Source organism: Streptomyces sp. NPDC052109, from assembly GCF_040680195.1.
Lineage (GTDB): Bacteria > Actinomycetota > Actinomycetes > Streptomycetales > Streptomycetaceae > Streptomyces.
In genome coordinates, this window is the sequence record NZ_JBFAWF010000006.1 from 247,814 (window position 1) to 272,808 (window position 24,995).

A 24,995-nucleotide genomic window follows, 5' to 3' on the forward strand; every position below is an offset into this window, starting at 1 on the left:
GGCCCCACCCCGATGCGCGCCCGACCGGCGAGACGCCCGCGCACGGTGCACGGCCGGTGGACGCCGGGGCCACGGCCGGCACGGAGTCGCTCTCCGACGGTCCATCCCCGAGCGGGCCCCACCCCGACGCCGACACCGACGCAGTCCAAGGCGCCGCCCCCGGGACACGTACCACCGGAACCGCCCCGGCAGCGGGCACCGACTCGGGCGCGGGGGCCGACCCCGGCAGCGGTACCGGACCCGGCGCCGGCGCCCGAAGGCGACGCGACACCCCCCGGACCGGGGCCGCCCCCGGCCCGGACTCCGAGCCCACCGCGCACCACGACACCGTCGCCGCCGTGGTCCGGCAGTGGCGGGCCGTCCATCCAGAGCTGGACACCGGGCCGATGGAGGTCATCGGCCGGATCAACCGTTGCGCCGCGCTGCTCCAGCAGGCCGAGGACGCGCCGCTGCGCCGGGCCGGGCTCAGCCGTCCCGAGTTCGACCTGCTGGGGGCGCTCCGCCGCACCGGCCACGAGCTGACCCCGGGAGAACTGGCCCGGGAGACCTTCTCGTCCGGGGCCGCCGTCACCAAGCGGCTCAAGCAGCTGACCGAACGCGGACTGGTCGAGCGGCGTGGCGACACCCGTGACCGCCGTGTCGCCCACGTCCGCCTCACCGACACCGGCCGGGACCTGGTCGACGGCATCCTTCCCGAGCAACTCACGTACGAGACCGCTGTGTTGTCGGTGCTGGATCCCGAAGGCCAGGGCGAACTCGCTGCCCTCCTGGCCGAGTTGCTCGGTCGCCTTGAAGGCCGGATGGGCTCGCTGCGGACCTAGGGGGTGTCGCGCAGGTCGCCGGTGGGCCGCGCTGCCACCGCGAGGGCAACGGTGTCCACCGGGTCACTGGATCACGCGGCCCAATATCCCGAGGAATACGCCGTCGAGCGGAACACGAAGTAGAACGTCGTGCCGTCCAGGACGTCTGTCGCCACGGCGGTCCATTGCCCCGCGGGTGCGAGCGTGTAGGTGCCTTGGCACTTCTTGGTGGTCACCCAGCAGACCGCGACGTAGCGGTCGGTGTTGGGCTTGATGTTGATGTCACTGCAGCTGCTGGTGGTGTGGAGCCAGCTGCCGTTCCCGGGGTACCACGCGTTCCCGTCGGCCTTCGCATACGAGTGCGCGTCGCCGTAACAGCTTGTTGCCGTACGGGGTGTTGCCGTACCCGCCGTTTCGGCTTCTGCCGCCGGAGCAAGGGCTATGGCGCTGCCGATGCACCCGGCGGTGAGAATGACCGCGACGGTGCGTTTGATCTTGCTCATGTCAGCCTCCTTGATGGGCGGCCGGGACACGTGATCCTTGGCCGCAGGATTCGGATCCCGCCGGCTCCCGATGCAGATGTCTGCTGGAGCACAGACGGCGGGGCTTGTCCCCTGGGCCCCTGTCGTCGGACTCCCGCCTGCCCCGCGGGCGGAGGCGGGGAGCTTGACGGCAGGGCCTAGAGCCACTCGGTGCACTTGGTCCTTCCGGCGTGGTGGCCGCAGGCACGGAAGCGGCGCTCCATGTCGCTGGTGACGACCGAGTTGACGGCCGGCGTGTGAGTGTCGTGACCACTGCGGATCCTGTACGGGCCGCACAGATGCCACGAGCGGGGAGTGGTTGCGCCGGAGACGTCCGCCCAGTCGAGCCAGACGGTGTCGCCCACGCTGCCGCCGGTGATGCGGGCCCAGTGGTACCACTGGTGACTGCTGGTCCGGCCTCCCCGCACGGCGATGCGCGCGTTGCCGATCGTCGTGTGGAAGTTGTCTCCACTGGCCTTCAGCTTGTTCGGGTCCTGCCGCGGGCCGCAGGAGTGGTTGATCACGTCCGTTGGTGTAACGGCCGCCCGACCGGCCGAGGGAGTGGTGGCGGCTGCGGTGGCGGTGGTGATGGCGCTGCTGCCGAGCGCGAGCGCTGCCGCGGCGACGGCGGCGTGCCTGACAAGACGCATGTATTTCGCCTCTTTGGCGGATGTGAGGAGTGGTGTGGTTCCGCGCGCCAGATGTCCTGGGGCACCGGTCCGAGGTGCTTTTCCTGGAGACGGTGGTCCACCGCACGCTGCGCACGTTCCCGGGCGTGACGCCTGGCGTCGGCACGAGCGTGCTGGAAGAGCAGGGCACATTTCCACCGGTGCCGAGCAGTCTGAGACGTCTCGGGACGTCCCGGGCTGTGACCTGCAAGGACATGGCCGTGTGAGCGCGTTTCCCGGGAAGGCGTGTCGCTGAACCGGACGGGCCGTTCGAGCTGTTCGCCGGCGTGACCGGAATCGACCGCACCGTAGCGGGTGGGAAGCCGAACATGCCGTCGCGTGTCGCCGAACGACTGCAGACTGGCGGCAGGCCCCCGGGCCGTGCGGGCCGAGGCTTGTGGAAGATGCGGGGTGTGGCGGGGAGGCATGGTGAGGTGGAAGGCGCTGCCCAAGTCGCTTGATCCGCACACTTCGCAGCTTGTCGTGGAGCTGCGGCGGCTGAAGGATCACAGCGGGCTGAGCCTGAAGTCGCTCCAGTCGAAAACGCCTTTCAGCAGGTCCTCGTGGGAGCGGTATCTGAACGGGAAGGTGCTGCCGCCTCGGGCCGCTGTCGAAGCGCTGGCCAGGATGGCGGGTGCGGACGTCACGCCGTTGCTGGCCTTACGGGATGCCGCCGCGAGACCCGGGACTGCCGCTGCGACAACCCCGGCGGCAGGCGACTCGGCGGGGCTGGAGCGGAATGCGGAGCCGGAGATCCGGGTGGCGGCCCTGTCCGCCGCCGTGGGTGCGCTGCTGCTTTCCGCGATCACCTCTGTCTTGCTGATCACCGATCCCTGGCGCGAGCAGGCCCCTGCGACAGGAGCCGCGGGCGTCGGCAAGTACACATGCACGTACGCCCGGCACGGTGACCTGATGTTCGCCGGGAACAGCGCCACCACGACCCGCCTGACCATGCGCAACACCACGGGCCCCGATGCCGCCGAAGTGCAGTGTCTGCTGCTGCGCCACAAGCTGTCACCCGGTGACGTGGACGGGTACTTCGGCGAACGCACGGAGGCCGAGGTCAAACGGTTGCAGCGGCTGGACCGAGTGCCTGCTGACGGGATAGTCGGCGAGCAGACGTGGGCGTTGCTGCGGCATGTGGACTAGACGGTGATGCGGAAAGAGGTGTCGGGGAATGACGTACTCTGCGGCTCGCTGGCGAAAGCTGCCCCAGGACCTGCCCGCCTCCTGCTCGGGCCTCGTCACCGACCTGCGCGAGCTGAAGGACGGCAGCGGCTTCACTCTCACCGAACTGGCGCAGGCGACGGCCATCAGCAGGTCGTCCTGGGAGCGGTATCTCAACGGCAAGCAGTTCCCGCCTCGGCATGCCGTCCAGGCCCTGTGCAAGGCAGCTCGGCAGAGCGAGGACGAACTCCTGGCCCGGTGGGCACTGGCAGAGGCGACCTGGAGCGGACGCGGGCACACGACGTGTCCCGGCGCTGACCGAACATCCCCCTCACCGTTGGACATCGACGTGACCGAACTCGACGGCGCCCCTGCCGGACGAGTCGTCGGCCGCGTGCGCCGGGCGCTGCTTTCGGTATCCGCTCTGATCGACGAGCGGCCCGTGGGCACGGCGGCCGGGGTCCTCCTGCTGTGTGCGGCGATGGTGACGCCCGCGGCCGTCCTCTACGCGTCCCGCCCCACCCCCCGTGAAACGGGCGCCCGACCGCCCGTGTGCCAGTTGCGGTCGTGTGAAGGCCGGAACCCGCGTACGACGGCGTGCGAGGATCCCGTCACCGCGGCTTCCCACACGGCGGCGGACGGCACCCGGCTCGAAATCAGAGTCAGCCCGAGCTGCCGAGCCGGATGGATCCGCGCCTGGCCCGCGCATTCCGGCTTCCGCATCGAGATCACCGGCCCGGACGCACACCCTCAGAGCGCCGTCGAAGCGCGGCCGACCCGCAATGAGGTGACGACGACGACGATGATCGCCGCCCCACGCCCCTCCCGCCTTCGCGCGTGCTACTTCCCTTCCCCCGGGCAGCCCGGAAGGGAGTGCTTCAGCGGCACCGGCTGACCGTACTGCCGTGGCCGCACTTGTCTCCGTCCGCAGCGGGCGGCGGAGAGAGCCACCTGCCGCATAGCGGAGGGTCGTGCAGCACCTTCCCGGACCGCACGACGTCGTCCAGGGCACGCATCACCCCCTCGACCGGCGTCAAGGTGCCGCGATCCGCTCCGAGCTGCCGTCCGTGTAGCCGTTCGCGGTGTCGATGCCGTGGCCGCCGGCCGCGGCGTAGGTGTCCACGGTCCGGGCACTGGTGTCCTTGCCGGGCCTCCCGCGGCTTTCCGGCGACGGGCGGTTGCGCGGGACGCCAGGAGTCGAAGGGCACGCGAGGGCAGGAGACGCCCTCAGCCCTCCTCGCCGGCCAGGTGCACCCCGAACACCGCGCCCTGGGGATCCCGCAGCACCGCGATGCGCGGACCGTCCGGCACCGCCACGGGGGCCTGGACCACGGAGCCTCCCGCCCGTTGCGCGACCTGGGCCGTCGCGTCCACGTCGTCCACCGCGAAGTACGGCAGCCAGTGCGGCGGCACCCCGGGCGGGAGACGGTCGCCCATGTCGGCCATGCCGCCGAAGTCCTCGCCGTCGATGCCCCACTGCGTGTACCACTCGGAGGCGTTGACGCTCCAGCCGAACACCGTGGTGTAGAAGTCCCGGGCCCGCTCGGTGTCCCGGGTCGCCAGTTCCACCCAGCCGAGGGTGCCGGGCGCGTTGAACAGACCGGCGCCGGGGAAGGCACGCGCCTGCCACAGCTGGAACGCCGCGCCCGTCGGGTCGAGGGCCACCGCGAACCGGCCCACGTCGAAGACGTCCAGCGGGCCGAGGACGACCGTCCCGCCGGCCTCCTCCACGCGCCGTGCCGCCGCGTCCGCGTCCGTCACCAGGAAGGAGACGTTCCACGCCACCGGCTGGGACTCCTGGTACAGCGGGGTGAGCGCGGCGACCGCCGCGTCGCCCAGGTGCGCCACCGTGTACCCGCCCGCCTCCTGCCGGGGATCGGTCTCCGGTCGCCAGCCGAACAGCTCGGCGTAGAACCGTTTGGCCCCCTCCAGATCGCCGGTCCCGAGCTCGGTCCAGCAGGGACCACCGGTCACCGGCTTGTCGAACTTCATGGGATTCCTTCCGGCTGGAACGGGCCTGCCGCGCCGCACGGAGCGCTCTCCGGCACGCCAACCCCGGCTCCCCGCCCCGGCCATCCGGGGGACCCGGCGAGCTCGGTTCGCCCTGGTGCTCGGTACGGCCCTGTCCCAGGACGTCCTGCGCGGGCTCCTGCCGCCCGCTCCGGCGCGGAGCCTCGACACGGGCGCCGACGGCGGCGCGCACGCGGAGTGGCTCGCCGCCGACGGCCACGACGTGGAACTCCTCGACCCGGTCCCTCCGCACGGCGACCGGGCGGCATGGCTGCCCGGCGTGCGGGCACGCCACGGCGACACCCGCGCCCTCGAAGCCCCGGACACGTCCGTGGACGTCGTGCCGCCCCCGCCCGGCCCGAGGGACGTCCTGTGTCTGCGGTCCCGGCACGTCGGTGCCACGCGTGCCGGCTGCTCGAGGCCCTTGTCCCACCGCGACGCCCCGCTGACGCCGACCGGCAGGCTGCGTCCGGCCCGGTGTGGCGTCGAACTCCCGCCCGCCCCGGCGGGCGGACGACGGGACTTCGGCGACAGGCCCTAGATGCCCGGCCGGTAGCGCATCGGATGGTCCGCCGGGACCTCGACCAGGGCGATGCGGACGCCGTCCGGGTCGGCGATCCACATCTCGACCAGGCCCCACGGCTCCTTCACCGGCGGCCGGACGACGTCGACGCCCGCGGCCCGCAGCTCCTCGTGCGCGGCCGTCACGTCGGCGACCTGCAGCCACAGCCGGACCGTGGGCGACGGCGGCGTCTCGGACCTGCCGGAGACCTCCAGGAAGCCGCCGCCGAGGAAGTAGACCGTCCCGCGCTCGGGCCCCGTGCCGAACTCGCGGTAGACGGGCAGCCCCAGCCGCTCGCCGTAGAAGGTCCGGGAGCGCTCGGGGTCGGTGGGGGTGAGCAGCGTCCGGCTGCTGAGTACATGCACCATGCAGGCGGAGCCTAGTGGCAGGGTTACCCTCGACCCTGGCTCAGCCACGCCCGAGATCGGAGACCTCCTGATGGACATGCCCGCCGTCGGCCCCACCTTCCGAGACGCCACCGACGCCGACGTCGAGGCGCTGGTCGCGCTGATCGAGTCGGCGTACCGCGGGAACTCCAGCCGGTCCGGCTGGACCACCGAGGCGGACATCCTGGAGGGCCGGCGGACGGACCCCGAGGGCGTGCTCGAGGTGATCAAGTCGCCCGACAGCAAGCTGCTGACCGTGGAGCAGGACGGCCGGATCGTCGCCTGCTGTCAGCTCGAACACCGTGGTGACCACGCCTACTTCGGCATGTTCGCGGTCAGCCCCACCCTGCAGGGCGCGGGCCTCGGCAAGACGGTCATGGCGGAGGCCGAGCGCCAGGCCAGGGAGAGCTGGGGCGCCACCGAGATGCACATGACGGTGATCTCCGTACGGGACGACCTGATCGCCTGGTACGAGCGTCGCGGCTACCGCCGTACGGGAAAGATGACGCCCTTCCCGTACGGCGACGAGCGCTTCGGCATCCCGCAGCGCGACGACCTGCAGTTCGAGCTGCTGGTCAAGAAGCTCGCCTGATCGTTTGTGCGGGACCGGGGCGCTTCACCGCGTGAGCCCTACGCGGTGAAGCGCCCCGTGCGCTTGATCTCCGGATAGTCGGTCGTCGCGCCGTCCAGCTCCAGGGCGCGTACCAGCCGCAGATGATCCTGGGTGTTGACGACCCAGCCGATGACCCGCAGCCCGGACGCACGCGCGTGCTCGACGACCTCCAGGGTGAGCCGGCGGATGTTGAGACAGACGGTCGCCGCGCCCACGGCGACCGCGCGCTCCACCACGTCCGTGCCGTAGCGGCTCGCGATCAGTGCCGTGCGCACGCCCGGCACCTGCCGGGCGATCTCGGCGACCGCCTCGTCGTGGAACGAGGACACCTCCACACGCCCGACCAGATCGCGCTCGCGCATCACCGCCGCGAGCGCGCGGGCCGCCGCCACATCCTTGATCTCGGCCTGGATCGGCGTGCGCACCGCCTCCAGTACCTCCTCGAACACCGGCACCCGCTCCCCGCGACCCGCGTCCAGGGCGCGCAGCTCGGCCAGGGTCTTGTCGGCGATGGGCCCGGTGCCGTCGGTCGTGCGGTCCACCTCGGCATCGTGCATGACGACCAGGGCGCCGTCCTTGCTCAGGTGCAGATCGAGTTCGATCAGATCGAGGCCGGCGTCCTGCGCGGCGACGAAGGAACGAAGGGTGTTCTCGGGCTCGACACCCATGACCCCGCGATGACCGATGGTAAGGAAGTTCAAGGTTCGACTCCGTTCCGTCGACGGCGGCTCGGCACGCGCGGAACGGGCGGACGCCGTCGTCCGCGCGGGCAGAGTCGCAGCCTAATGGCCCGGCCCGGCGATGAACCCGCACGTGCATGAGGCATACGGGTGCGTGGCGCGCGCCGGCTGGCCGGTATCCGCCCCCTCCGTCACCCTCGCGTGGGCGAGTCCTCGCATCCTTGACCGCTCCGCGGAACACCGTGCGGGCGCGGGGCCGGACTCGGCGGAAGTGAGCGTCGTCACTGTTTACGACAGGAAAAACATCGGCGACCAAGGGGTCGGACAGAATAATTTCCCGAGCAGGCTCTTGCTGGCTGAAACGGGGTATGCATACGGTGTCCTTACGCGAGCTTCTCCCGTGGAGGATGGGACATGACGGAAATTCTTGTGCAGGCGGGTACGGAGGAACAGGTTCCTTCGTCGACCAGGGTGGTTGAGCACCCGGCCTGGCCCGTGCTCAAGGATGCCGTGGAGCGGATCCGGCCATGGCAGTCCAAGGACGGATCGATCGACTTCGGGGCCGAGGGCGCCCCGGCCGAGGCCGACGCCGAAGCCGCCGTACGGCGTGTCGTCGACTCCGTCGAACAGCTGTCCCCGCTGCTCCCGCACGACGAGGCCTACCACCAGGCCCTGGTGAAGGACCTCTACCGCTGGGTCGAGGGCGGCTTCCAGGTGCCGGACTTCCTGGACTCCCTGCTGGCCTTCCAGCCCGCCGCGAACCGCGCGGACGGCCTGCAGCACCTGGTCGTCTTCCCGATGTACACGCAGAACGGCAACCTCGACCGCAACCTGGAGGCGGTCGTCCTGCGCATGGTCTGGCCGGACTGGCTGGCCGAGCTGGAGCGCACCCGCTACGACAACCCGCTGTTCTGCGGCATCACCTTCGAGGACTTCACCTCCGGCTACGACACCAACTCCGCGGTCCTCTTCCCCGAGACCATCGCCGTACGTGAGGCGCCGGAACGTTTCTCCTGGGGTGGCATCTTCTGCGACCGCGAGGCCGCCCGCTTCCGCCGGGTCACCGACGCGGCCGTCGACATCCTGGGCCTGAAGCTGCCCGAGGACATCGCCGCGATGGTCCACGACCAGAAGCGCTGCGAAGAGGCCTTCGTGCTGTGGGACATGGTCCACGACCGCACCCACAGCCACGGCGACCTGCCGTTCGACCCGTTCATGATCAAGCAGCGCCAGCCGTTCTGGATGTACGGCCTGGAGGAGCTGCGCTGCGACCTCACCGCCTTCAAGGAGGCCGTGAAACTGCAGGCCGACGGCGTGCCGCAGGCCCGCGACGTGCAGTACGCCGTGCTCTTCGACCGGATGTTCCGCTTCCCGGTCACCGGCGACCGCAACCGCAACTACGACGGCCTCGGCGGCCAGCTGCTCTTCTCCTACCTGCACAAGCACGACGTCGTCCGCTGGACCGACAACAAGCTCTCCATCGACTGGGAGCGCGCCCCGCAGGTCACCAACCAGCTCTGCGCCGAGATCGAGAAGCTCTACAAGGACGGCATCGACCGCCCGAAGCTGGTGCACTGGTTCGCCGGCTACGAGCTGGTCGCCACCTACCTCGCCCCGCACCCCGGCTCCAAGTGGGCCAAGGGCCCGGACGCCCTGGACCTGACCCAGCCGCCGCGCAAGCTCGTGGACGACGTGCTTCCGGACGAGTTTCCGCTGAGCATGTTCTACGAGGCCCTGTCCAAGAAGCTGAAGAATGTGATCGCCTCCACCAAGGGCATCACGGCGGACGGCGCCGAGCGGATCGCCGCGTGAGCGACCGCCTCAACGAGAACACTGCTTCAAAGGGGAAGAACGTGGCGAACAACGGGTCTCTCAGCAGTGCGGTGATCGCGGTGGCGGGCGCGGGCGGACCCGCCGGACATGCGACGCTGGTCCGGCTGGCCGAGGCCGGCGCCGTCGTCGTCGGCGCCGACAACAACCCCGAGCGCCTCGCGGAGGCCGTGGACGCGGCCCGCTACGCGGGCGGTGGCGCCACGGTGACCGGGGAGACGGTCGACCTGCTCGACCTGGACTCCGCCCGCGCCTGGGCCGACCGCATCGAGAAGGACCACGGTCGCATCGACGGCCTGGTGCACCTCGTCGGCGGCTGGCGCGGCAGCGCCAACTTCGCCGAGACCGACCTCGCCGACTGGGACCTGCTGGAAAAGCTGCTGATCCGCACCGTCCAGCACACCTCCCTCGCCTTCTACGACGGCCTGCAGCGCAGCGACCGCGGCCGCTACGTGCTGATCAGCGCCGCCGGGGCGTCCAAGCCCACCGCCGGCAACGCGGCGTACTCCGCGGCCAAGGCGGCCGCCGAGGCGTGGACGCTGGCCATGGCCGACGGTTTCCGCAAGGCGGGGGGCGAGGCCGGACCGAAGTCGGCGGCTACGATCCTGGTGGTGAAGGCGCTGGTGCACGACGCGATGCGCGCCGAACGCCCCAACGCGAAGTTCGCGGGCTTCACGGACGTCAAGGACCTCGCCGAGGCCGTCGAGGGCGTCTGGACCAAGTCCGCCGCCGAAGTGAACGGAAACCGTCTGTGGCTGACCGAGAAGCCGTGAACCCTCCCAAGACCGACGCGCGTCGCCACCACGACCCGCAGGTCCGCGGTTTCGCCAGTGACAACTACGCCGGTGTGCACGCGGAGGTGCTGGCGGCCGTGGCCCTGGCCAACGGCGGCCACCAGGTGGCGTACGGCGAGGACGCGTACACCGAGAACCTCCAGCGGATCATCCGCGGCCATTTCGGAGCCACCGCGGAGGCCTTCCCGGTCTTCAACGGCACCGGCGCGAACGTCGTCGCGCTCCAGGCGGTCACCGACCGCTGGGGCGCGGTGATCTGCGCCGAGAGCGCGCACATCAACGTCGACGAGGGTGGCGCGCCCGAGCGCATGGGCGGCCTGAAGCTGCTCACCGTGCCCACGCCGGACGGCAAGCTCACGCCCGAGCTGATCGACCGGCAGGCCTGGGGATGGGAGGACGAGCACCGCGCGATGCCGCAGGTCGTCTCGATCACCCAGAGCACGGAGCTGGGCACTCTCTACACGCCGGACGAGATCCGCGCGATCTGCGAGCACGCCCACGCGCACGGCATGAAGGTGCACCTGGACGGCTCCCGGATAGCCAACGCGGCCGCCTCCCTGAACGTGCCCATGCGGACGTTCACCAACGCGGTCGGCGTCGACATCCTCTCGCTGGGCGGCACCAAGAACGGCGCCCTCCTCGGCGAGGCGGTCGTGGTCATCAACCAGGACGCGGTGCGGCGGATGAAGCACCTGCGGAAGATGTCGATGCAGCTCGCCTCCAAGATGCGGTTCGTGTCGGTGCAGTTGGAGGCGCTGCTGGCGAAGGACCTGTGGCTGCGCAACGCCCGGCACGCCAACGAGATGGCCCAGCGGCTCGCCGAGGGCGTGCGCGCGGTGCACGGCGTGGAGATCCTCTACCCGGTGCAGGCCAACGGCGTCTTCGCGCGGCTCCCGCACGACGTGTCCGAACGCCTCCAGAAGCGCTTCCGTTTCTATTTCTGGGACGAGGCCGCCGGAGTGGTGCGCTGGATGTGCTCCTTCGACACCACCGAGGAGGACGTCGACGCCTTCGTGGCCGCGCTCAAGGAGGAGATGGCACGCTAGTCTCCACTCGTGCATAGGTATGCGGTCATCCGAAAAGTCATTGACTCTCGGTGATCGCATTCCTATGCTCTGCGGGCATGGAGCTCATCCAGAACACCGCCGATCTGTCCGCATACCTGGCCGCGGACGAGGTCATCGACCACCAGCATCCGGTGGTCCGGCAGACGGCCGAGCGGCTCGCCGCAGAGGTGGCCGACTCGTATGCCTATGCACAGGCCGCCTATGAATTCGTACGGGACACCATCCCGCACTCCGCTGACGCCGACGACCCGCGCCTCACCTGGCGCGCCTCGGACGTCATCGAGCGGCGCACCGGTATCTGCCACGCCAAGGCGCACGCACTGGCGGCCCTGCTGCGTGCGGAGGACATCCCGACGGCGCTGTGCTACCAACGGCTCACCCATGACGACGGCAGCGGCCATGTCGTGCACGGGCTGGTCGCCGTGCGCTTCGACGGGGCCTGGCACCGGCAGGATCCGCGCGGCAACAAGCCGGGTGTGGACGCCCGGTTCTCGCTGGACGGCGAGCGGTTGGCCTGGATCCCCGACCCCGAGGCCGGCGAGTTGGACTACCCGGTCCTCCACGCCCGACCGCACCCGGCCGTCCTCGGCGCCCTGCGGGCGGCCCCGGACCGTCCGCACCTCTGGCGAACGCTGCCCGACGCGCTCTGAGGCCGGGCGACGCCCCGGGGCGGGGAGGGGACGCCGGTGCCGGCGCCGTCCGGCACGCGGAGCGAACCCCCGTAGAGACAGCCCGGCGGCGGGCGCGCGCCCGCGCTGCGGGCCCGGAGTCCACGGCATCGAGCGAGGAAGCCGTGGACACGCGGAATCAGGGAGCCGCCGAGCGCGGTCGCGATTCCGCCGCGCCAGGGGGTCTGCGGTCGGCTGCTCAGGCCGCAACGCCCCGCGGGGGCCGTATCGTTGACCGGCGGTTCACCCCTCCGCTCGGCGGCCGGGGGGAGTGGTACCCGAGTCACCCGGCCACGGGCCGGCCGTCCCCATCGGGGACCGGCACCGTGCGCTGCCCCTGGTCAGGACCCGGCGGCGCGGCGCCGTCCTGCGGTACCGGTGCGGGGAAGCGGAGGCCGCGGGTTCGGGCACAGGTCCGGAGGCGAGTGCGCTGTCGCGGACGGGGCGGACCGGCCGTCGGTCCAGTGCGGTGCCGGGGGCGGCAGCTCCCCAAGGGGGCGGGGCTGTGGTGCTGACGGCCGTGCAACTCGCCAGTGGGCGGCGCCGTGCAGCCGACGCCTCTTCAGTTCCCCAAGGACGCGAGGAACGGCGCGAGCGGCCCCCATGGGTCCGCAGTCGAACCGTCCGCAGTGGACCCCGGCCGAACCACCGCAGGTCAGTACGCCTCGGCCGCCCGCAACTGCTCCGCCGTCGGCGCCGTACCCCCCAGGTGGTCGGGCAGCCACCAGGAGTCCTCGAGGCCCTTGGGGCGGCCCGGGTAGGCGCGCTGTGCGGCGTCCAGCAGCTCCTGGACGGCCTCGCGCAGCCGGCGAGTGATCGCGCCGGCGTACTGGTCGCGAGGAGCTTCGACCGCCTCACCGACCCGGATGGTCACGGGCAGGTGGCTGCGCTTGAAGTTGCGGGGCTGGCCCTTCGTCCACAGCCGCTGCGTGCCCCACACCGCCATCGGGACCAGCGGGACGCCGGCGTCCTGGGCGAGGCGGGCCGCACCGGACTTGAAGCTCTTCAGCGTGAACGACTGGGAGATGGTGGCCTCGGGGAAGACCCCGACGACCTCGCCGGAACGCAGCGAGTCCAGGGCGTGCGCGTAGGCCGCCTCGCCCTGCTTGCGGTCCACCGGGATGTGCTTCATGCCGCGCATCAGCGGACCGGAGATCCGGTGGCGGAAGACGGACTCCTTCGCCATGAAGCGCACCAGACGCTTCTGCGGCAGGGCCGCCAGGCCGCTGAAGATGAAGTCCAGATAGCTGATGTGATTGCTCACCAGCACGGCGCCGCCCGAGCGCGGGATGTTCTCCGACCCCTGGCAGTCGATCTTCAGGTCCCAGACCTTGAACAGCGTCTTGGCGAAACCGATGACGGGACGGTAGACCAGCTCTGCCATGGGCGGGGTGGACCCTTTCTGCTCTGCTCGGGAAAGGGGAACTCCCGGCGGGAGAGTTACGCAGCCGTAGGTTTACGGCGTCTCGCAGATCGTGCCCGAAGAACGGACGGGTAGCCAGTCCTGGTGCCTCGCGGCGGCGAGATCCTCGTCACGTCGGCCTACACCCCGCCTCGGACCTTTGATCCGCCTTTACTCAGCCCGTACTGTGGCCCTCTTCAGAAGCAGGAACATCTCGCACCCCAGGCAGTAGCCGAACGCCGCGTTCAGGAAGGCGGCGGCGAGTGCGGCCCCGGTCGCGGCGAGGCCCAGCCACTGCGGTCCCACGGTGAACCCGACAAGTCCGAACCCCGCGAACACCAGCCCCACGGCCTGGGCGAACCGCGGCGGTTCCGGCGCCTCGAACTCCTTCGGCGGTCCGAGCCGCGGCCGTACGGCCGTACGGAACGCCCAGCCGTACGGGGAGCTCTGCACGCCCGCGGCCGCGCCGAGCGCGAAGGCGAGCGTCTGCCAGCCCAGCACCCAGGGGTTCTGCAGGCTCAGGGCCACGGCCAGAACGGCCGTCGTCACAGCTGCCGCGAAGCGCGGCCCTCTCACGTCGATGTCCATGAATCCAGCATTCCGCAACCGAAACTCGTGCGGGAGGCGGGAATCTTTGCAGTCTCGTGAAGGGTTGAGCAGATGATGGCCGGACTGATGGTGTGCGTGGCGGTGCTCGTCGTGGCGAGCGCCGCGGGAGTGCTGCACAAGCGGCGGAGCGGGAGAGTGCGGGTGCGCGGGCGGGACGAGGGCAAGCGGCTGGAAGCGGCCGTCCTGGGTGGCGAACTCGGCGAACGGGCCACGCTGGTCCAGTTCTCCAGCGCCTTCTGCGCGCCCTGCCGGGCCACCCGGCGCGTCCTCGGCGAGGTCGCAGGAATGGTCCCCGGTGTGACCCACGTCGAGATCGACGCCGAGGCCCGTCTGGACCTCGTACGCGAACTGGGGATCCTGAAGACGCCCACCGTGCTCGTGCTCGACGCCGACGGACGGGTGGTGCGGCGCGCCACCGGCCAGCCTCGCAAGGCCGATGTCATCGCGGCCCTGGGGGAGGCGGTGTGAGGGGGCCTCAGGAGGCGCCGCGGTGTCTTCCGGATCCCGGACCGTGCTTGACTGCGCGCACCATCTATCGTCAGCCTGACCGTATGCCGACCGAACTCCTTCTCCATGGGCGGGTCCACGTCGACCTCGCCCGCACAGCGAGCGCCACCTGTCCGGACTGCTGAGCATCGACGGCCCGGCTCGCGACCTCCAGCAGAAGGACAGTTCCATGACGGCCTCGCCCGACCTCGGCACCGTTCAGCTCGCCTCCCCCGACCTGTTGCGCTCGACCTTCCGCCGGCACGCGGCCGGTGTGGCGGTGATCACCGCGCGCGGTGACGCCGGCCCGGTCGGCTTCACCGCCACCTCCCTCACCTCGGTGTCCGCCGAGCCCCCGCTCGTCTCCTTCGGCATCGGCACGGGCGCCTCCAGCTGGCCCGCCGTAGCCGAGACGGACCACGTCGGCATCCACATACTCGGCGAGCACCAGGGCGAGCTCGCCGCCACCTTCGCCCGCAGCGGCGCCGACCGCTTCGGCGCGCCGACCGTGTGGCGCGAGGGTCCGGAAGGCGTACCGGTGCTCGACGGCGTGCTCGCCTGGCTGGTCTGCCGGATCGTCGGCCGCGTGCCGGCCGGTGATCACCGGATCGTGCTCGCCGAGGTCGTCCTGGGCGACCCCTCCGGCACCGGCCGGCCGCTCCTCTACCACCAGGGACGCTTCAACGGCCTGCGGGATTGATCACGGCCGCGTTGGGGTGCCCCCTCCTGCGAAGCCGTCGAGTTCCGGTTACGCTGCGTTGCGAAGGTCACAGTTCAAAGCGCTTGCTTAGCGGGCAGGGAATGGGTGTACTGGCGAGTAATATTTCGGTCGGAGCGCGCGGACGCCCCGACCGGGATCGGCCGCTTGAGGCGCCTATGCTGCCTGCAAGAGGCAGCCCGGAAATGACGATGCAGTAGGAGAGCCGGCGTGAGCTTGAGGATCGTTGTCACTGTGAAGTACGTGCCCGACGCCACTGGCGACCGGCACTTCGCCGATGACCTGACCGTCGACCGCGACGACGTGGACGGTCTGCTCTCCGAGCTGGACGAGTACGCGGTCGAGCAGGCCCTCCAGATCGCGGAGGACGCGGACGACGCCGAGGTCACCGTCCTGACGATCGGCCCGGAGGACGCCAAGGACGCGCTGCGCAAGGCGCTGTCCATGGGGGCCGACAAGGCCATCCACGTCGAGGACGACGACCTGCACGGCACCGACGCCATCGGCACCTCCCTGGTGCTGGCCAAGGCGATCGAGAAGGCCGGCTTCGACCTGGTCGTCTCCGGCATGGCCTCCACCGACGGCACCATGGGTGTCGTGCCGGCGCTGGTCGCCGAGCGCCTGGGCGTCCCGCAGGTCACCCTGCTGTCCGAGGTCTCCGTCGAGGACGGCGTGGTCAAGGGCCGTCGTGACGGCGACGCCGCCTCCGAGCAGCTCGAGGCCTCGCTCCCGGCGATCGTATCCGTGACCGACCAGTCGGGCGAGGCGCGCTACCCGTCCTTCAAGGGCATCATGGCCGCCAAGAAGAAGCCGGTGGAGTCCTGGGACCTGTCCGACCTCGAGATCGAGGCCGAAGAGGTCGGTCTGGAGGGCGCGTTCACCAAGGTCGAGGCCGCGAACCAGCGCCCGGCCCGCACGGCCGGCACCATCGTCAAGGACGAGGGCGAGGGCGGCAAGCAGCTCGCTGAGTTCCTCGCGGGCCAGAAGTTCATCTAAGGCTCCGCAGTCGCTGACCGCCCCTCAACTTTCTTTTCGCAGGAGAGCAATCCCATGGCTGAAGTCCTCGTCTACGTCGACCACGTGGACGGTGCCGTCCGCAAGCCCACCCTGGAGCTGCTGACCCTGGCCCGCCGCATCGGCGAGCCCGTCGCCGTCGCCCTCGGCAACGGCGCCGCCGACACCGCCGCCACCCTCGCCGAGCACGGCGCGGTGAAGGTCCTCACCCACGACGCCTCCGAGTACGCCGAGTACCTGGTCGTGCCGAAGGTGGACGCCCTGCAGGCCGCCTACGAGGCCGTCTCCCCGGCCGCCGTTCTCGTTCCCTCCTCCGCCGAGGGCAAGGAGATCGCCGCCCGCCTGGCGCTGCGCATCGGCTCCGGCATCATCACCGACGCCGTCGACCTGGAGGCCGGCGACGAGGGCCCGGTGGCCACCCAGTCGGTGTTCGCCGCGTCCTTCACCACCAAGTCCCGTGTCACCAAGGGCACCCCGGTCATCACGGTCAAGCCGAACTCGGCCGCCGTGGAGGCCGCCCCGGCCGCCGGCGCGGTCGAGGCACTGCCCGTCACCTTCTCCGAGAAGGCGACCGGCACGAAGGTCACCGGCCGTACGCCGCGTGAGTCGACGGGCCGTCCGGAGCTGACCGAGGCCGCGATCGTGGTCTCCGGTGGCCGTGGCGTCAACGGCGCGGAGAACTTCTCGATCATCGAGGCCCTCGCCGACTCCCTCGGTGCGGCCGTCGGTGCCTCGCGTGCCGCGGTGGACGCGGGCTGGTACCCGCACACCAACCAGGTCGGCCAGACCGGCAAGTCGGTCTCGCCGCAGCTGTACATCGCCAACGGCATCTCGGGTGCGATCCAGCACCGTGCCGGTATGCAGACCTCCAAGACGATCGTGGCCGTCAACAAGGACGCCGAGGCCCCGATCTTCGAGCTGGTCGACTACGGCGTCGTCGGCGACCTCTTCGACGTCGTCCCGCAGCTGACCGAGGAGATCAAGGCCCGCAAGGGCTGAGTCCCTTCCCTGCCTCACGAGGCCCCTGTGACCGGCGCGGTCGCAGGGGCCTCGGTGCATCCTGGAGACGGCACCCCGGGTGCCGGCCAGGGTGCGAGCGGGTGTTGACCAGCGGGAACCATGCCGGATAACTTCATTCTACGGATTGTTGATTCCGTAGAGCGGAAAATTGGAGGGTGTGGGATGGGTCAGCAGGAGAAGGTGGCGACGAGCCTCGCGGGCGCCGTCAGCGAGGAGATCAGCGCCTCCCTGGCACGGGTCGACGCGGAGCTGGAGCGCCGCTACCCCGGGGACCCCGGCACCCGGCAGCCCGTCCACACCGTCTATGTCCCCGGTGACGCCTTCGCCGCCGACACCATCCGTTCCTGGGGCGACCGGGCCCTCGCCGCTCTCGACGAACACGCCCCGGACGCCGCCTCCTTCGCGGCCGTCCTCGGTCTGTCCGACGAACTCGCCGAGCCGGTCTACTCCCGGGTCCGCGCCAAGCTGGAACGCGAGCCGATCGAAGACCTGCGCGTCGACTTCGAGGACGGCTACGGCCCCCGCCCGGACGCCGAGGAGGACGCGACGGCGGCCCGCGCCGCCCGCCTGATCGCGCAGGCGTACCGGGACGGCACGGCGGCGCCGTACATGGGCATCCGCATGAAGTGCATGGAGGCCGCGGTACGCGACCGGGGCATCCGCACCCTCGACGTCTTCCTCACCGGCCTGATCGAGGCGGGCGGCCTGCCGGAGGGCCTGGTGCTGACCCTGCCGAAGGTGACGTACCCCGAGCAGGTCACCGCGTTCGCTCGGCTGCTGGAGGCCTTCGAGAAGGTGCACGGCCTGGACGCCGGCCGGCTCGGCTTCGAGATCCAGATCGAGACCAGCCAGTCCATCCTCGCCACCGACGGCACCGCCACCGTGGCCCGGATGATCCAGGCCGCCGAGGGCCGCGCGACCGGACTGCACTACGGCACCTTCGACTACAGCGCCTGCCTCGGCGTCTCCGCCGCCTACCAGGCCGGCGACCACCCGGCCGCCGACCACGCCAAGGCGGTCATGCAGGTCGCCGCCGCGGGCACCGGCGTACGCGTCTGCGACGGCTCCACGAACGTCCTGCCCGTCGGCCCGGCGGAGAAGGTCCACGACGCCTGGCGGCTGCACTACGGCCTCACCCGGCGCGCCCTGGCCCGCGCCTACTACCAGGGCTGGGACATGCACCCCGGCCACATCCCGACCCGCTACGCCGCCGTCTTCGCCTTCTACCGCGAGGGTTTCGAGCAGGCCGCCGGCCGTCTCGCCCGGTACGCCCACCGGGCCGGTGGCGACGTCATGGACGAGCCCGCCACCGCCAAGGCCCTCAGCGGCTATCTGCTGCGCGGCCTGGACTGCGGCGCGCTCGACATCGCCGAGGTCGCCCGCCTCACCGGCCTGACCCGCGCCGACCTGGAGGGCTTCGCGGCGCCCCGGCGCGGTGGCCTGACCGCCTCCGCGAAGTAGAGGTACCGGACCGGCCACAGGGCCCCCGGCCGGGATACGGACCGTCGCCGCAGCCCCGTACGTCGGACGCCCCCCATCGACCGGTGGACGCGACAGGGGACGACACGCGAACGGGGCGGCGGTGTCTTCGGGGAGCAGGGGCCGAAGGAGTACGGGCGAACGGACGACGACCGGCCGGCTGCCACCGCGTCACCGCACGGCTCGGACGCGCGGCATGGGCGTGGTCCGGCGCGCCGTGGACGAGGCCCTCGGCCGCGAGGTCGCCCTCAGGGGACCGCACCCCTACACCGACGCCGCCGGGCCCGAACTGCCCGAGCTCCGGCTGCCCATGCAGCGGACGGGATTCCGCGAGGATTTCGGTGAGCAGGGCACGCGGGTCGCCGGGAGGGCGGCGCGGCGCACCGGTGCCGTTGCGGAGCGCGGCCCGCCGGTCGACGCAGGCGTACGCGCCGGTGAGCGCCGAGCCGTCCCGCGGCTCGATCCGTACATCCGGAGCGGGTGTCCAGGACCGCCGGAAGGGGTGCGCCGGCGTCGATCACGTTCCAGCCGGCCGACGAACAACTCCCGTACGCACAGCGGGAACTTGACGGGGATGCGGAGACATGGCCGGGCGGCTGACGTGCGCCGAGACGCCGACGTCGGTCCCGGGCACCGGCGACCGCATCGTGGGCGCCGGGGAGTCGTTCCCGAACCCGACCATTTTGTACCGCAGTTGGCCGCGCCAGGAGTTGGCGCCGACGGCGAGCACGGGCGCCCCCTCGTCGCACACCAGGCGCTCCAGCGGGGAGCATCCGGTCGCCGGCGAGCAGCCCGGGGTCGGCGGGCCGGGCGCCGGGACAGGTGAGCGGATGGTCGCGGGGAGCGCGGCCAGTCCCGGCTCCCCCGGGGCGCGGCCGGTTGCCGGCGGATCAGTCGGCCGGCGGCAGCTCGCCCGAGCCGCGCGTGATCAACCGGGTGGACAGCTCGATGCGCTCCGGCGCGACGAGCCCGCCGTCCAACCGGCGGAAGAGGCGCTCGGCGGCGGTCCGGCCGAGGGCGGCCGCGTCCTGGGCGACCACCGTGACGCCCGGCTGGAGCAGATCGGCCAGCTCGATGTCGTCGAAGCCGACGAGGGCGACCCGGCGGGCGTGCTCGGCCAGGACCCGGATCACGGTGACCGTCACCCGGTTGTTGCCCGTGAAGATCGCGGTGACCGGCTCGGGCCCGGTGAGCATCTCCTCCGCCGCGCGGCGCACCCGCTCCGGATCCGTCTGCCCGAGGGACATCCAGGCGTCCTCGACCGGTATCCCCGCGTCCTCCATCGCCGCCCGGTAGCCGCGCAGGCGCTCGGCGGCGGTGTGGATGCGGGGCATGTCGCCGATGAAGCCGATCCGGCGGTGGCCGTGCGCGATGAGATGGGCGACGCCGTCCCGGGCACCGCCGTAGTTGTCGGACAGGACCACGTCGGCGTCGATCCGCCCGGCCGGACGGTCCACGAACACGGTGGCCACGCCCGCCCTGATCTCCGGTTCGAGGTACCGGTGGTCGTCTCCGGCCGGGATGACCACCAGCCCGTCCACCCGCCGTGCGCACAACGCCAGCGCCAGCTCCTGCTCGCGCTCCGGGTCCTCGGCGCTGGACCCGTTGATCAGCAGGGCGCCATGAGCCCGGGCGACCTCCTCCACGGCGCGGCTGAGCGGGCCGTAGAAGGGGTCGGCGAGATCCTCCAGGACGAGGCCGATGCTGGCCGTACGGCCCTTGCGCAGCACCCGGGCGCTGTCGTTGCGGCGGAAGCCGAGGGCCTCGATCGCCTCCTGCACCCGGCGTTCGGTGTCCGGGGTGACGCCGGGCTCGCCGTTGACCACCCGGGAGACCGTCTTCAGCCCGACCCCGGCCCGCGCCGCCACGTCCTTCATGGTGGGGCGGTTGCCGTAACGGCTGCCGGGGAGGCTGTCTGCGCGGCGGGTGGTCTCGGGCACGATGCGGCGTCCTGTCCTGTCGTCCGTCTCGGCCACGGAACCGATGCGTCCGGGGTGGTGCGGCGGTGCGCGCGAGACGGTGTGCCCCGGGTAGTGCGCCGATCCGTGGTTTGTATGAGGATGTGGCGTCGAGCATAGAGCCTGGACAACGTTGTCAGATGCGCGAGAGACTGTCCACCGCTGTCTGTCGGCCTGCGCGCTCACCGCTCGACCGGCTGCCACTTTGGTTTGCACGCTTCAACGGGGAGATCTGACTCTGATGCACACCGACCTCGTCGCGGCCCTGGACATCGGCGGCACCAAGATCGCCGGCGCGCTCGTGGACGGCGACGGACGGATCCTGGCGCGGGCCCAGCGTGGCACGCCTGCCCAGCACGACGGGGAAACGGTCATGGGGGCCGTCGAGCAGGTGCTCGGCGACCTCGCCGGTTCGCCGCTGTGGGACCGTGCGGTCGCCCTCGGTATCGGCAGCGCCGGCCCGGTGGACGCCTCGGCGGGCACCGTCAGTCCGGTGAACGTGCCGGGCTGGCGTGACTTCCCGCTGGTCGAGCGGGTGCGCTCGGCCACCGGCGGCCTCCCGGTCGAGCTGATCGGCGACGGCGTCGCGATCACCGCGGCCGAGCACTGGCAGGGCGCCGCCCGCGGCCATGACAACGCGCTGTGCATGGTGGTGTCGACCGGTGTGGGCGGCGGCCTGGTCCTGAACGGGCAGCTGCACCCCGGCCCGACCGGCAACGCCGGGCACATCGGTCACATCAGCGTCGACCTCGACGGCGATCCGTGCCCGTGCGGCTCGCGCGGCTGCGTGGAGCGGATCGCCAGCGGGCCGAACATCGCCCGTCGCGCCCTGGCACAGGGCTGGCGTCCCGGCCCCGACGGCGACACCTCGGCCGCCGCGGTGGCCGAGGCCGCGCGCGCGGGCGACCCGGTGGCCGTGGCCTCCTTCGAGCGCGCGGCACAGGCTCTGGCCGCCGGCATCGCGGCCACCGCGACCCTGGTGGAGATCGACATCGCGGTGATCGGCGGGGGCGTCGGCAAGGCGGGCGATGTCCTCTTCCGGCCCCTGTGCAAGGCACTCACCGACTACGCGACCCTGTCCTTCGTCCAGCGCCTGACGGTCGTGCCCGCCCAGATGGGCACCGACGCCGGCCTGGTCGGCGCCGCAGCAGCCGCGCTGGCCCGCAAACCGGACGCGACGGCGGGGGTCTGACCCCTTGACGGGGGGCGAGCGCAGGTCCCGGGGGCGGGTGCGAGGTGTGTGTCGGGGCCCTTCGCGCGCCCGGGGCCCTGGCCCGGCCGTGGGTCCGAAGCGGAGCACGACCGGTTCGCGGCACGGGTTCTGTGACGGCGGCTGGGCCGTGCTCGTGGGGTCGCGGCTCAGGCGCGTGTGCGGGACGGCCGCCGGGCCGGTGACGGGGCTTGCGCGGTTCGTGCCCTCGCCACCGGGTCCCGGGCAGCCGATTCAGCAACTGAGGCGCGCGTCCGCCCAGTCCGCGTGGTCGGAGTCGTTGCCGTCTCCCGCGTCGGTGACGACGAGGTCGATCACTTGGGCGCCGGTGACGTCGGCGGTGAGGGGCTGGGCGGGCATCGTGTTGGTCAGGGTGCCGGTCGAGGCGACCTTTCTGCCGTCCGCCCAGATCTCGAAGGCGACGGTGCCCTTCGTGCCCTTCTCGTCGTCGACGCCGACGTCCGCCGTGACCCTCGCGCAGGCCCTGCCGGTGTAGAAGGCCACGTCGCTCGGTGCGTGCACGCCGAGGCCCTTGGCGTACACCGCGCCTCCGATGGTGATCGGGTGGCCGTCGCCCGCGGCGCTCTCCCCGTTGCTGGTGTCGCGCTCCACCGGCCCCCAGCCGCTGGTCGCCGACAGCCAGGTGAGGTCACTGACGTACGACGTCCCGGTCGGCGGTCGTACCACCACGGAGGCGGTCAGCGGGACGGTGCTGGTGACGCGTTGCCCGGCCGGTGAGCGGTAGCGCGTCTGGAGCGTGAGGCCGTAGGAGCCGGTCGGTGTTCCGGCCGGCGCGCTGACGCTCCAGTCGGTGCGCAGGGTCCTGCCGGTGGCGAGGGCATCAGCCGTGGTCGGCGAGGCGGGCCGTACGGTCCACCCGTCGGGGCCGGTCAGGGACACGGACACCCGGCGTGCGGGGGTGCGGCCGAGGTCGGTGACGGTGCCGGTCAGCGTGGCCGGGGTACCGGCCTCCAGCAACGGGCTGCCGTCCAGGCCCAGTTCGGCGGCGGGCGGGTACGCGGCCCAGTGGGGGTCGGCCGAGACGCGCAGCAGGACCGTGCCGTGGGCGGGGACGGTGGCCGCGATCGTGCCGGCCGTGTTGTAGCTGCTGTGCCGCCACAGGTCCCGCAGGGTGTAGCCGGGCGCGTCGGGCAGGCCGACGGCGGCCGCGCCGGTGGCGATCCGCTGCGCGGTGCCGGACTCGTTGAAGAGGGCCACCGCCCGGCTGCCGTCCTTCATCTCCTTGGCGATCACCCAGCGTCCGCCCGAGGAGGAGACGACGGTGCCCTGCTTGCCCAGCGGGTCCTGGTCGACGGCGATGACCTCCTTGTTGGCCAGGACGTCGAAGGTCGCCTGGGAGGCCGTGCGCAGGTCGGTGCCGATGAGCAGCGGCGCCGCCATGACCGACCAGAGGGAGAAGTGCGAGCGGTACTCCGTGTCCGTCATGCCGCCGTTGCCGACCTCCAGCATGTCGGGGTCGTTCCAGTGGCCGGGTCCGGCGTACGGCGCGAGCGGGAGGTTCTGCTTCAGGATCGACAGCATCGAACCCCAGTTGTCGCTGATGTCCCCGGTGGTGCGCCACAGGTGGCCGACGTCGGAGGCCCATTCCCAGGGCTTGTTCTCCCCCCATTCGCAGATGCTGTAGACGATGGGCCGCCCCGTCGCCTTGAGCGCGTCGCGCATGGTCGTGTAGCGCTGTTCGGCGTCGACACCCTGGTTGTTGCAGTTGTCGTACTTCAGGTAGTCCACCCCCCAGTCGGCGAACTGCCGCGCGTCGCTGTACTCGTGGCCGAGCGCGCCCGGAAAGCCCGCGCTGTTGCAGGTCTTGGTGCCGGCGCTGGTGTAGATGCCGAGTTTGAGCCCCTTCGAGTGGACGTAGTCGGCGACGGCCTTGATGCCGTCGGGGAAGCGGGCCGGGTCGGGCACCAGCTTGCCGTCGGCGTCGCGCTGCGGCAGCGCCCAGCAGTCGTCCAGGTTGACGTACTGATAGCCGGCGTCCTTCAGGCCCTTCCGCACGAAGAGGTCGGCGATGCCCTTGACCATGTTCTCGTCGAAGTCGGCGCGGCAGTGCGTGGAGTTCCAGTTGTTGAAGCCCATCGGCGGGGTGAGGGCGAGTCCGTCGGCGAGGGCGGGCGCGGCGGCGGGGTTCTGGCCGGGGACGGCCAGGGCGGGGGTGGCGAGGCCCGCCGCGCACAGCAGGCCTGCGGTGAGTGCTCCGAGCAGTCTTCGTGGTGCCGTGCGGGTCGTGCGGGTGTGAGGGTGACGCATCGTTGACGTTCCTCCGACTCGCGAAAGGTGGCTGACGAGAAGGCGTTTGCCTGGGTGCCACGTGTGGGTCAGCTGTGCGCGTTTACGGTAGGACCTGTCGGACTCTGTTGGAAGGGGGAGCCTCTATTGTTCGATACTGCGTCAAAGGCCTTGACAGTTCGGCCCTTTCACCCTGGGAGTTCACATGGTGTTCGGATGTGTTGGCTTGTACGGGCCTGTGTGTCGTCGTCGACCCGGTCCCAGCCGGGCAGCGGCGGCTGGGGCCACGCGGGCGGGAGCGGCAGGGGGGCGGCCCGGGTCGTCCTCAGCGTGTAGGCCGGAGTCCGTCCGCTGAGCCGGCCGACCACCTGGTGCCCGGCCCCGGCGACCTAGGGGCCCTCCACGGCGACGGTCCAGCGCCGGCCGAGGTCCACGGCCTCCACCGAGGCGAGCGGAAAGCCTGGGTACGCAGCGTGGTGAGGGTGTCGTCCAGCGCCCAGGAGACGTATGCGTCGGGCCACTGCCCGGTGCAGTGGTCGAGCCGTCGCACCCGGGCCCGGCCGGCGGGCGGCCCCGGCTGCCGGGCGAGGCGCTCGTGGCGGTCGCGGGCGTGCTCGCGGCGCGGCAGGCATGCGACACGCTCAGGGTGCCGGGAGACGAGGGCCCGGGGCACCCGCGGCCACACCCCGTGGTGGCCTCGGCGGAAAGCGTGCCCACCAGACCGGACATGGTGGCGTTGACGTCGCGCACGGCTCCCGCGTCGCCCTGCGCTTCCACGTGCTTGCGACCGTCGGACTTCTCCATGCGCTCTCCCACCAGGACGGTAGCCCGACTCGTCCGCTCGCGGGTATCCGCGTGACCCCTGGCCCGGTCCGTAGTTGATCAGCGCATGAAGAAGCGCAGCATGCTCGCCATCGCCACTCTGGCCACCGGATTCATCGTGGCCGCCATCACCCCCTCCCACGCGGCGGACGACGATTCCCTCGCCGACTTCCCCGTCCTCAGCACCCTCGACTCGGTGGCCCAGTTGGTGGGCCAGGGCGGCTTCGCCGTCGACGACGACGCCCCAAAGGCCCAGAAGTAGGT

At 71.6% G+C, this 24,995-nt stretch carries 26 protein-coding genes; 17 read left to right on the top strand and 9 right to left on the bottom strand.

Going from position 1 to position 24,995, the window contains the following annotated elements; genetic code table 11:
* Positions 1 to 338 precede the first annotated feature (338 nt).
* A complete protein-coding gene (locus AB0L59_RS15860) occupies positions 339 to 821 on the top strand; it encodes a MarR family transcriptional regulator (protein WP_365583577.1) in 483 nt (160 codons plus the stop codon).
* Between the two features lie 71 nt (positions 822 to 892).
* On the opposite strand, the gene AB0L59_RS15865 is transcribed toward AB0L59_RS15860, so the two are convergent.
* Together AB0L59_RS15865 and AB0L59_RS15870 are read right to left on the bottom strand one after the other, a co-directional pair.
* Positions 893 to 1,303, bottom strand: a complete 411-nt coding sequence (locus AB0L59_RS15865) for a hypothetical protein (protein WP_365583292.1) — start codon at positions 1,301 to 1,303, stop codon at positions 893 to 895.
* Between the two features lie 176 nt (positions 1,304 to 1,479).
* A complete protein-coding gene (locus AB0L59_RS15870) occupies positions 1,480 to 1,971 on the bottom strand; it encodes a hypothetical protein (RefSeq protein WP_365583294.1) in 492 nt (163 codons plus the stop codon).
* 444 nt (positions 1,972 to 2,415) lie between these two features.
* Between AB0L59_RS15870 and AB0L59_RS15875 the strand changes: the two genes are divergently transcribed.
* The gene (locus tag AB0L59_RS15875) at positions 2,416 to 3,138 is read left to right on the top strand and encodes a peptidoglycan-binding protein (RefSeq protein ID WP_365583297.1); all 723 of its coding nucleotides are present in this window, start codon (positions 2,416 to 2,418) and stop codon (positions 3,136 to 3,138) included.
* A 28-nt stretch (positions 3,139 to 3,166) separates the two neighbouring features.
* Positions 3,167 to 4,051: a helix-turn-helix domain-containing protein gene (locus tag AB0L59_RS15880; RefSeq protein ID WP_365583300.1), complete on the top strand. Its 885-nt coding sequence runs from the start codon at positions 3,167 to 3,169 to the stop codon at positions 4,049 to 4,051.
* Between the two features lie 332 nt (positions 4,052 to 4,383).
* Here AB0L59_RS15880 and AB0L59_RS15885 read toward each other — a convergent pair whose 3' ends face one another.
* The gene (locus AB0L59_RS15885; protein ID WP_365583302.1) at positions 4,384 to 5,148 is read right to left on the bottom strand and encodes a VOC family protein; all 765 of its coding nucleotides are present in this window, start codon (positions 5,146 to 5,148) and stop codon (positions 4,384 to 4,386) included.
* Positions 5,149 to 5,263: 115 nt separating this feature from the next.
* Here AB0L59_RS15885 and AB0L59_RS15890 point away from each other — a divergent pair, with 115 nt between their 5' ends.
* Positions 5,264 to 5,707 carry a hypothetical protein gene (locus AB0L59_RS15890; protein ID WP_365583305.1) on the top strand — a complete coding sequence of 148 codons (444 nt, stop codon included), beginning with the start codon at positions 5,264 to 5,266 and terminating at the stop codon, positions 5,705 to 5,707.
* On the opposite strand, the gene AB0L59_RS15895 is transcribed toward AB0L59_RS15890, so the two are convergent.
* Positions 5,704 to 6,096: a VOC family protein gene (locus tag AB0L59_RS15895; RefSeq protein ID WP_365583308.1), complete on the bottom strand. Its 393-nt coding sequence runs from the start codon at positions 6,094 to 6,096 to the stop codon at positions 5,704 to 5,706. The two genes, AB0L59_RS15890 and AB0L59_RS15895, sit on opposite strands and share 4 nt — an antisense overlap.
* 70 nt (positions 6,097 to 6,166) lie before the next feature.
* On the opposite strand from AB0L59_RS15895, the gene AB0L59_RS15900 reads away from it, so the two are divergent.
* Entirely contained in the window at positions 6,167 to 6,706 is a 540-nt protein-coding gene (locus AB0L59_RS15900; RefSeq protein WP_365583310.1) for a GNAT family N-acetyltransferase, read from the top strand.
* Positions 6,707 to 6,744: 38 nt separating this feature from the next.
* Here the strand turns inward: AB0L59_RS15900 and AB0L59_RS15905 are convergent, their stop codons facing one another.
* Positions 6,745 to 7,428, bottom strand: coding sequence for a glycerophosphodiester phosphodiesterase family protein (locus AB0L59_RS15905; RefSeq protein WP_365583312.1), 684 nt, complete (start codon positions 7,426 to 7,428; stop codon positions 6,745 to 6,747).
* A gap of 393 nt (positions 7,429 to 7,821) precedes the next feature.
* Here AB0L59_RS15905 and AB0L59_RS15910 point away from each other — a divergent pair, with 393 nt between their 5' ends.
* The 4 genes from AB0L59_RS15910 (at position 7,822) to AB0L59_RS15925 (ending at position 11,748) form a co-directional block, all read left to right on the top strand.
* Positions 7,822 to 9,219: a DUF6421 family protein gene (locus AB0L59_RS15910; protein ID WP_365583314.1), complete on the top strand. Its 1,398-nt coding sequence runs from the start codon at positions 7,822 to 7,824 to the stop codon at positions 9,217 to 9,219.
* The gene (locus AB0L59_RS15915; protein ID WP_365583316.1) at positions 9,216 to 10,010 is read left to right on the top strand and encodes an SDR family oxidoreductase; all 795 of its coding nucleotides are present in this window, start codon (positions 9,216 to 9,218) and stop codon (positions 10,008 to 10,010) included. The genes AB0L59_RS15910 and AB0L59_RS15915 overlap by 4 nt, the downstream gene beginning before the upstream one ends.
* Positions 10,007 to 11,077: a low specificity L-threonine aldolase gene (locus tag AB0L59_RS15920; RefSeq protein ID WP_365583319.1), complete on the top strand. Its 1,071-nt coding sequence runs from the start codon at positions 10,007 to 10,009 to the stop codon at positions 11,075 to 11,077. Before AB0L59_RS15915 ends, AB0L59_RS15920 begins: the two co-directional genes overlap by 4 nt.
* 77 nt (positions 11,078 to 11,154) lie before the next feature.
* On the top strand, positions 11,155 to 11,748 hold the full coding sequence (locus tag AB0L59_RS15925; RefSeq protein WP_365583322.1) for a transglutaminase domain-containing protein: 594 nt from the start codon (positions 11,155 to 11,157) through the stop codon (positions 11,746 to 11,748).
* Positions 11,749 to 12,421: 673 nt separating this feature from the next.
* Here the strand turns inward: AB0L59_RS15925 and AB0L59_RS15930 are convergent.
* Together AB0L59_RS15930 and AB0L59_RS15935 are read right to left on the bottom strand one after the other, a co-directional pair.
* Positions 12,422 to 13,150, bottom strand: a complete 729-nt coding sequence (locus AB0L59_RS15930; RefSeq protein ID WP_365583324.1) for a lysophospholipid acyltransferase family protein — start codon at positions 13,148 to 13,150, stop codon at positions 12,422 to 12,424.
* A gap of 189 nt (positions 13,151 to 13,339) precedes the next feature.
* Positions 13,340 to 13,756 carry a DUF4395 domain-containing protein gene (locus tag AB0L59_RS15935; RefSeq protein WP_365583326.1) on the bottom strand — a complete coding sequence of 139 codons (417 nt, stop codon included), beginning with the start codon at positions 13,754 to 13,756 and terminating at the stop codon, positions 13,340 to 13,342.
* Between the two features lie 75 nt (positions 13,757 to 13,831).
* Here AB0L59_RS15935 and AB0L59_RS15940 point away from each other — a divergent pair, with 75 nt between their 5' ends.
* The 6 genes from AB0L59_RS15940 to AB0L59_RS15965 all read left to right on the top strand — a co-directional run bounded on the left by AB0L59_RS15940 (position 13,832) and on the right by AB0L59_RS15965 (position 18,476).
* The gene (locus tag AB0L59_RS15940; protein WP_365583579.1) at positions 13,832 to 14,245 is read left to right on the top strand and encodes a thioredoxin family protein; all 414 of its coding nucleotides are present in this window, start codon (positions 13,832 to 13,834) and stop codon (positions 14,243 to 14,245) included.
* 83 nt (positions 14,246 to 14,328) lie between these two features.
* Complete coding sequence (locus tag AB0L59_RS15945) at positions 14,329 to 14,409, top strand: putative leader peptide (RefSeq protein ID WP_365583582.1); 81 nt, start codon at positions 14,329 to 14,331, stop codon at positions 14,407 to 14,409.
* Between the two features lie 44 nt (positions 14,410 to 14,453).
* A complete protein-coding gene (locus tag AB0L59_RS15950; RefSeq protein WP_365583329.1) occupies positions 14,454 to 14,963 on the top strand; it encodes a flavin reductase family protein in 510 nt (169 codons plus the stop codon).
* Positions 14,964 to 15,191: 228 nt separating this feature from the next.
* Positions 15,192 to 15,977 (top strand): electron transfer flavoprotein subunit beta/FixA family protein, encoded by a 786-nt coding sequence (locus tag AB0L59_RS15955; RefSeq protein ID WP_365583331.1) that lies wholly within the window; start codon positions 15,192 to 15,194, stop codon positions 15,975 to 15,977.
* A gap of 54 nt (positions 15,978 to 16,031) precedes the next feature.
* Complete coding sequence (locus AB0L59_RS15960; protein WP_365583333.1) at positions 16,032 to 16,994, top strand: electron transfer flavoprotein subunit alpha/FixB family protein; 963 nt, start codon at positions 16,032 to 16,034, stop codon at positions 16,992 to 16,994.
* A 183-nt stretch (positions 16,995 to 17,177) separates the two neighbouring features.
* On the top strand, positions 17,178 to 18,476 hold the full coding sequence (locus tag AB0L59_RS15965) for an aldolase (protein ID WP_365583335.1): 1,299 nt from the start codon (positions 17,178 to 17,180) through the stop codon (positions 18,474 to 18,476).
* 908 nt (positions 18,477 to 19,384) lie between these two features.
* Here the strand turns inward: AB0L59_RS15965 and AB0L59_RS15970 are convergent.
* Complete coding sequence (locus AB0L59_RS15970; RefSeq protein WP_365583337.1) at positions 19,385 to 20,434, bottom strand: LacI family DNA-binding transcriptional regulator; 1,050 nt, start codon at positions 20,432 to 20,434, stop codon at positions 19,385 to 19,387.
* A 259-nt stretch (positions 20,435 to 20,693) separates the two neighbouring features.
* Between AB0L59_RS15970 and AB0L59_RS15975 the strand changes: the two genes are divergently transcribed.
* Positions 20,694 to 21,644, top strand: a complete 951-nt coding sequence (locus AB0L59_RS15975; RefSeq protein WP_365583339.1) for an ROK family protein — start codon at positions 20,694 to 20,696, stop codon at positions 21,642 to 21,644.
* A gap of 252 nt (positions 21,645 to 21,896) precedes the next feature.
* On the opposite strand, the gene AB0L59_RS15980 is transcribed toward AB0L59_RS15975, so the two are convergent.
* Complete coding sequence (locus AB0L59_RS15980) at positions 21,897 to 23,930, bottom strand: NPCBM/NEW2 domain-containing protein (RefSeq protein WP_365583340.1); 2,034 nt, start codon at positions 23,928 to 23,930, stop codon at positions 21,897 to 21,899.
* 868 nt (positions 23,931 to 24,798) lie between these two features.
* Here AB0L59_RS15980 and AB0L59_RS15985 point away from each other — a divergent pair.
* Entirely contained in the window at positions 24,799 to 24,993 is a 195-nt protein-coding gene (locus AB0L59_RS15985; RefSeq protein WP_365583341.1) for a hypothetical protein, read from the top strand.
* Positions 24,994 to 24,995: the final 2 nt, after the last annotated feature.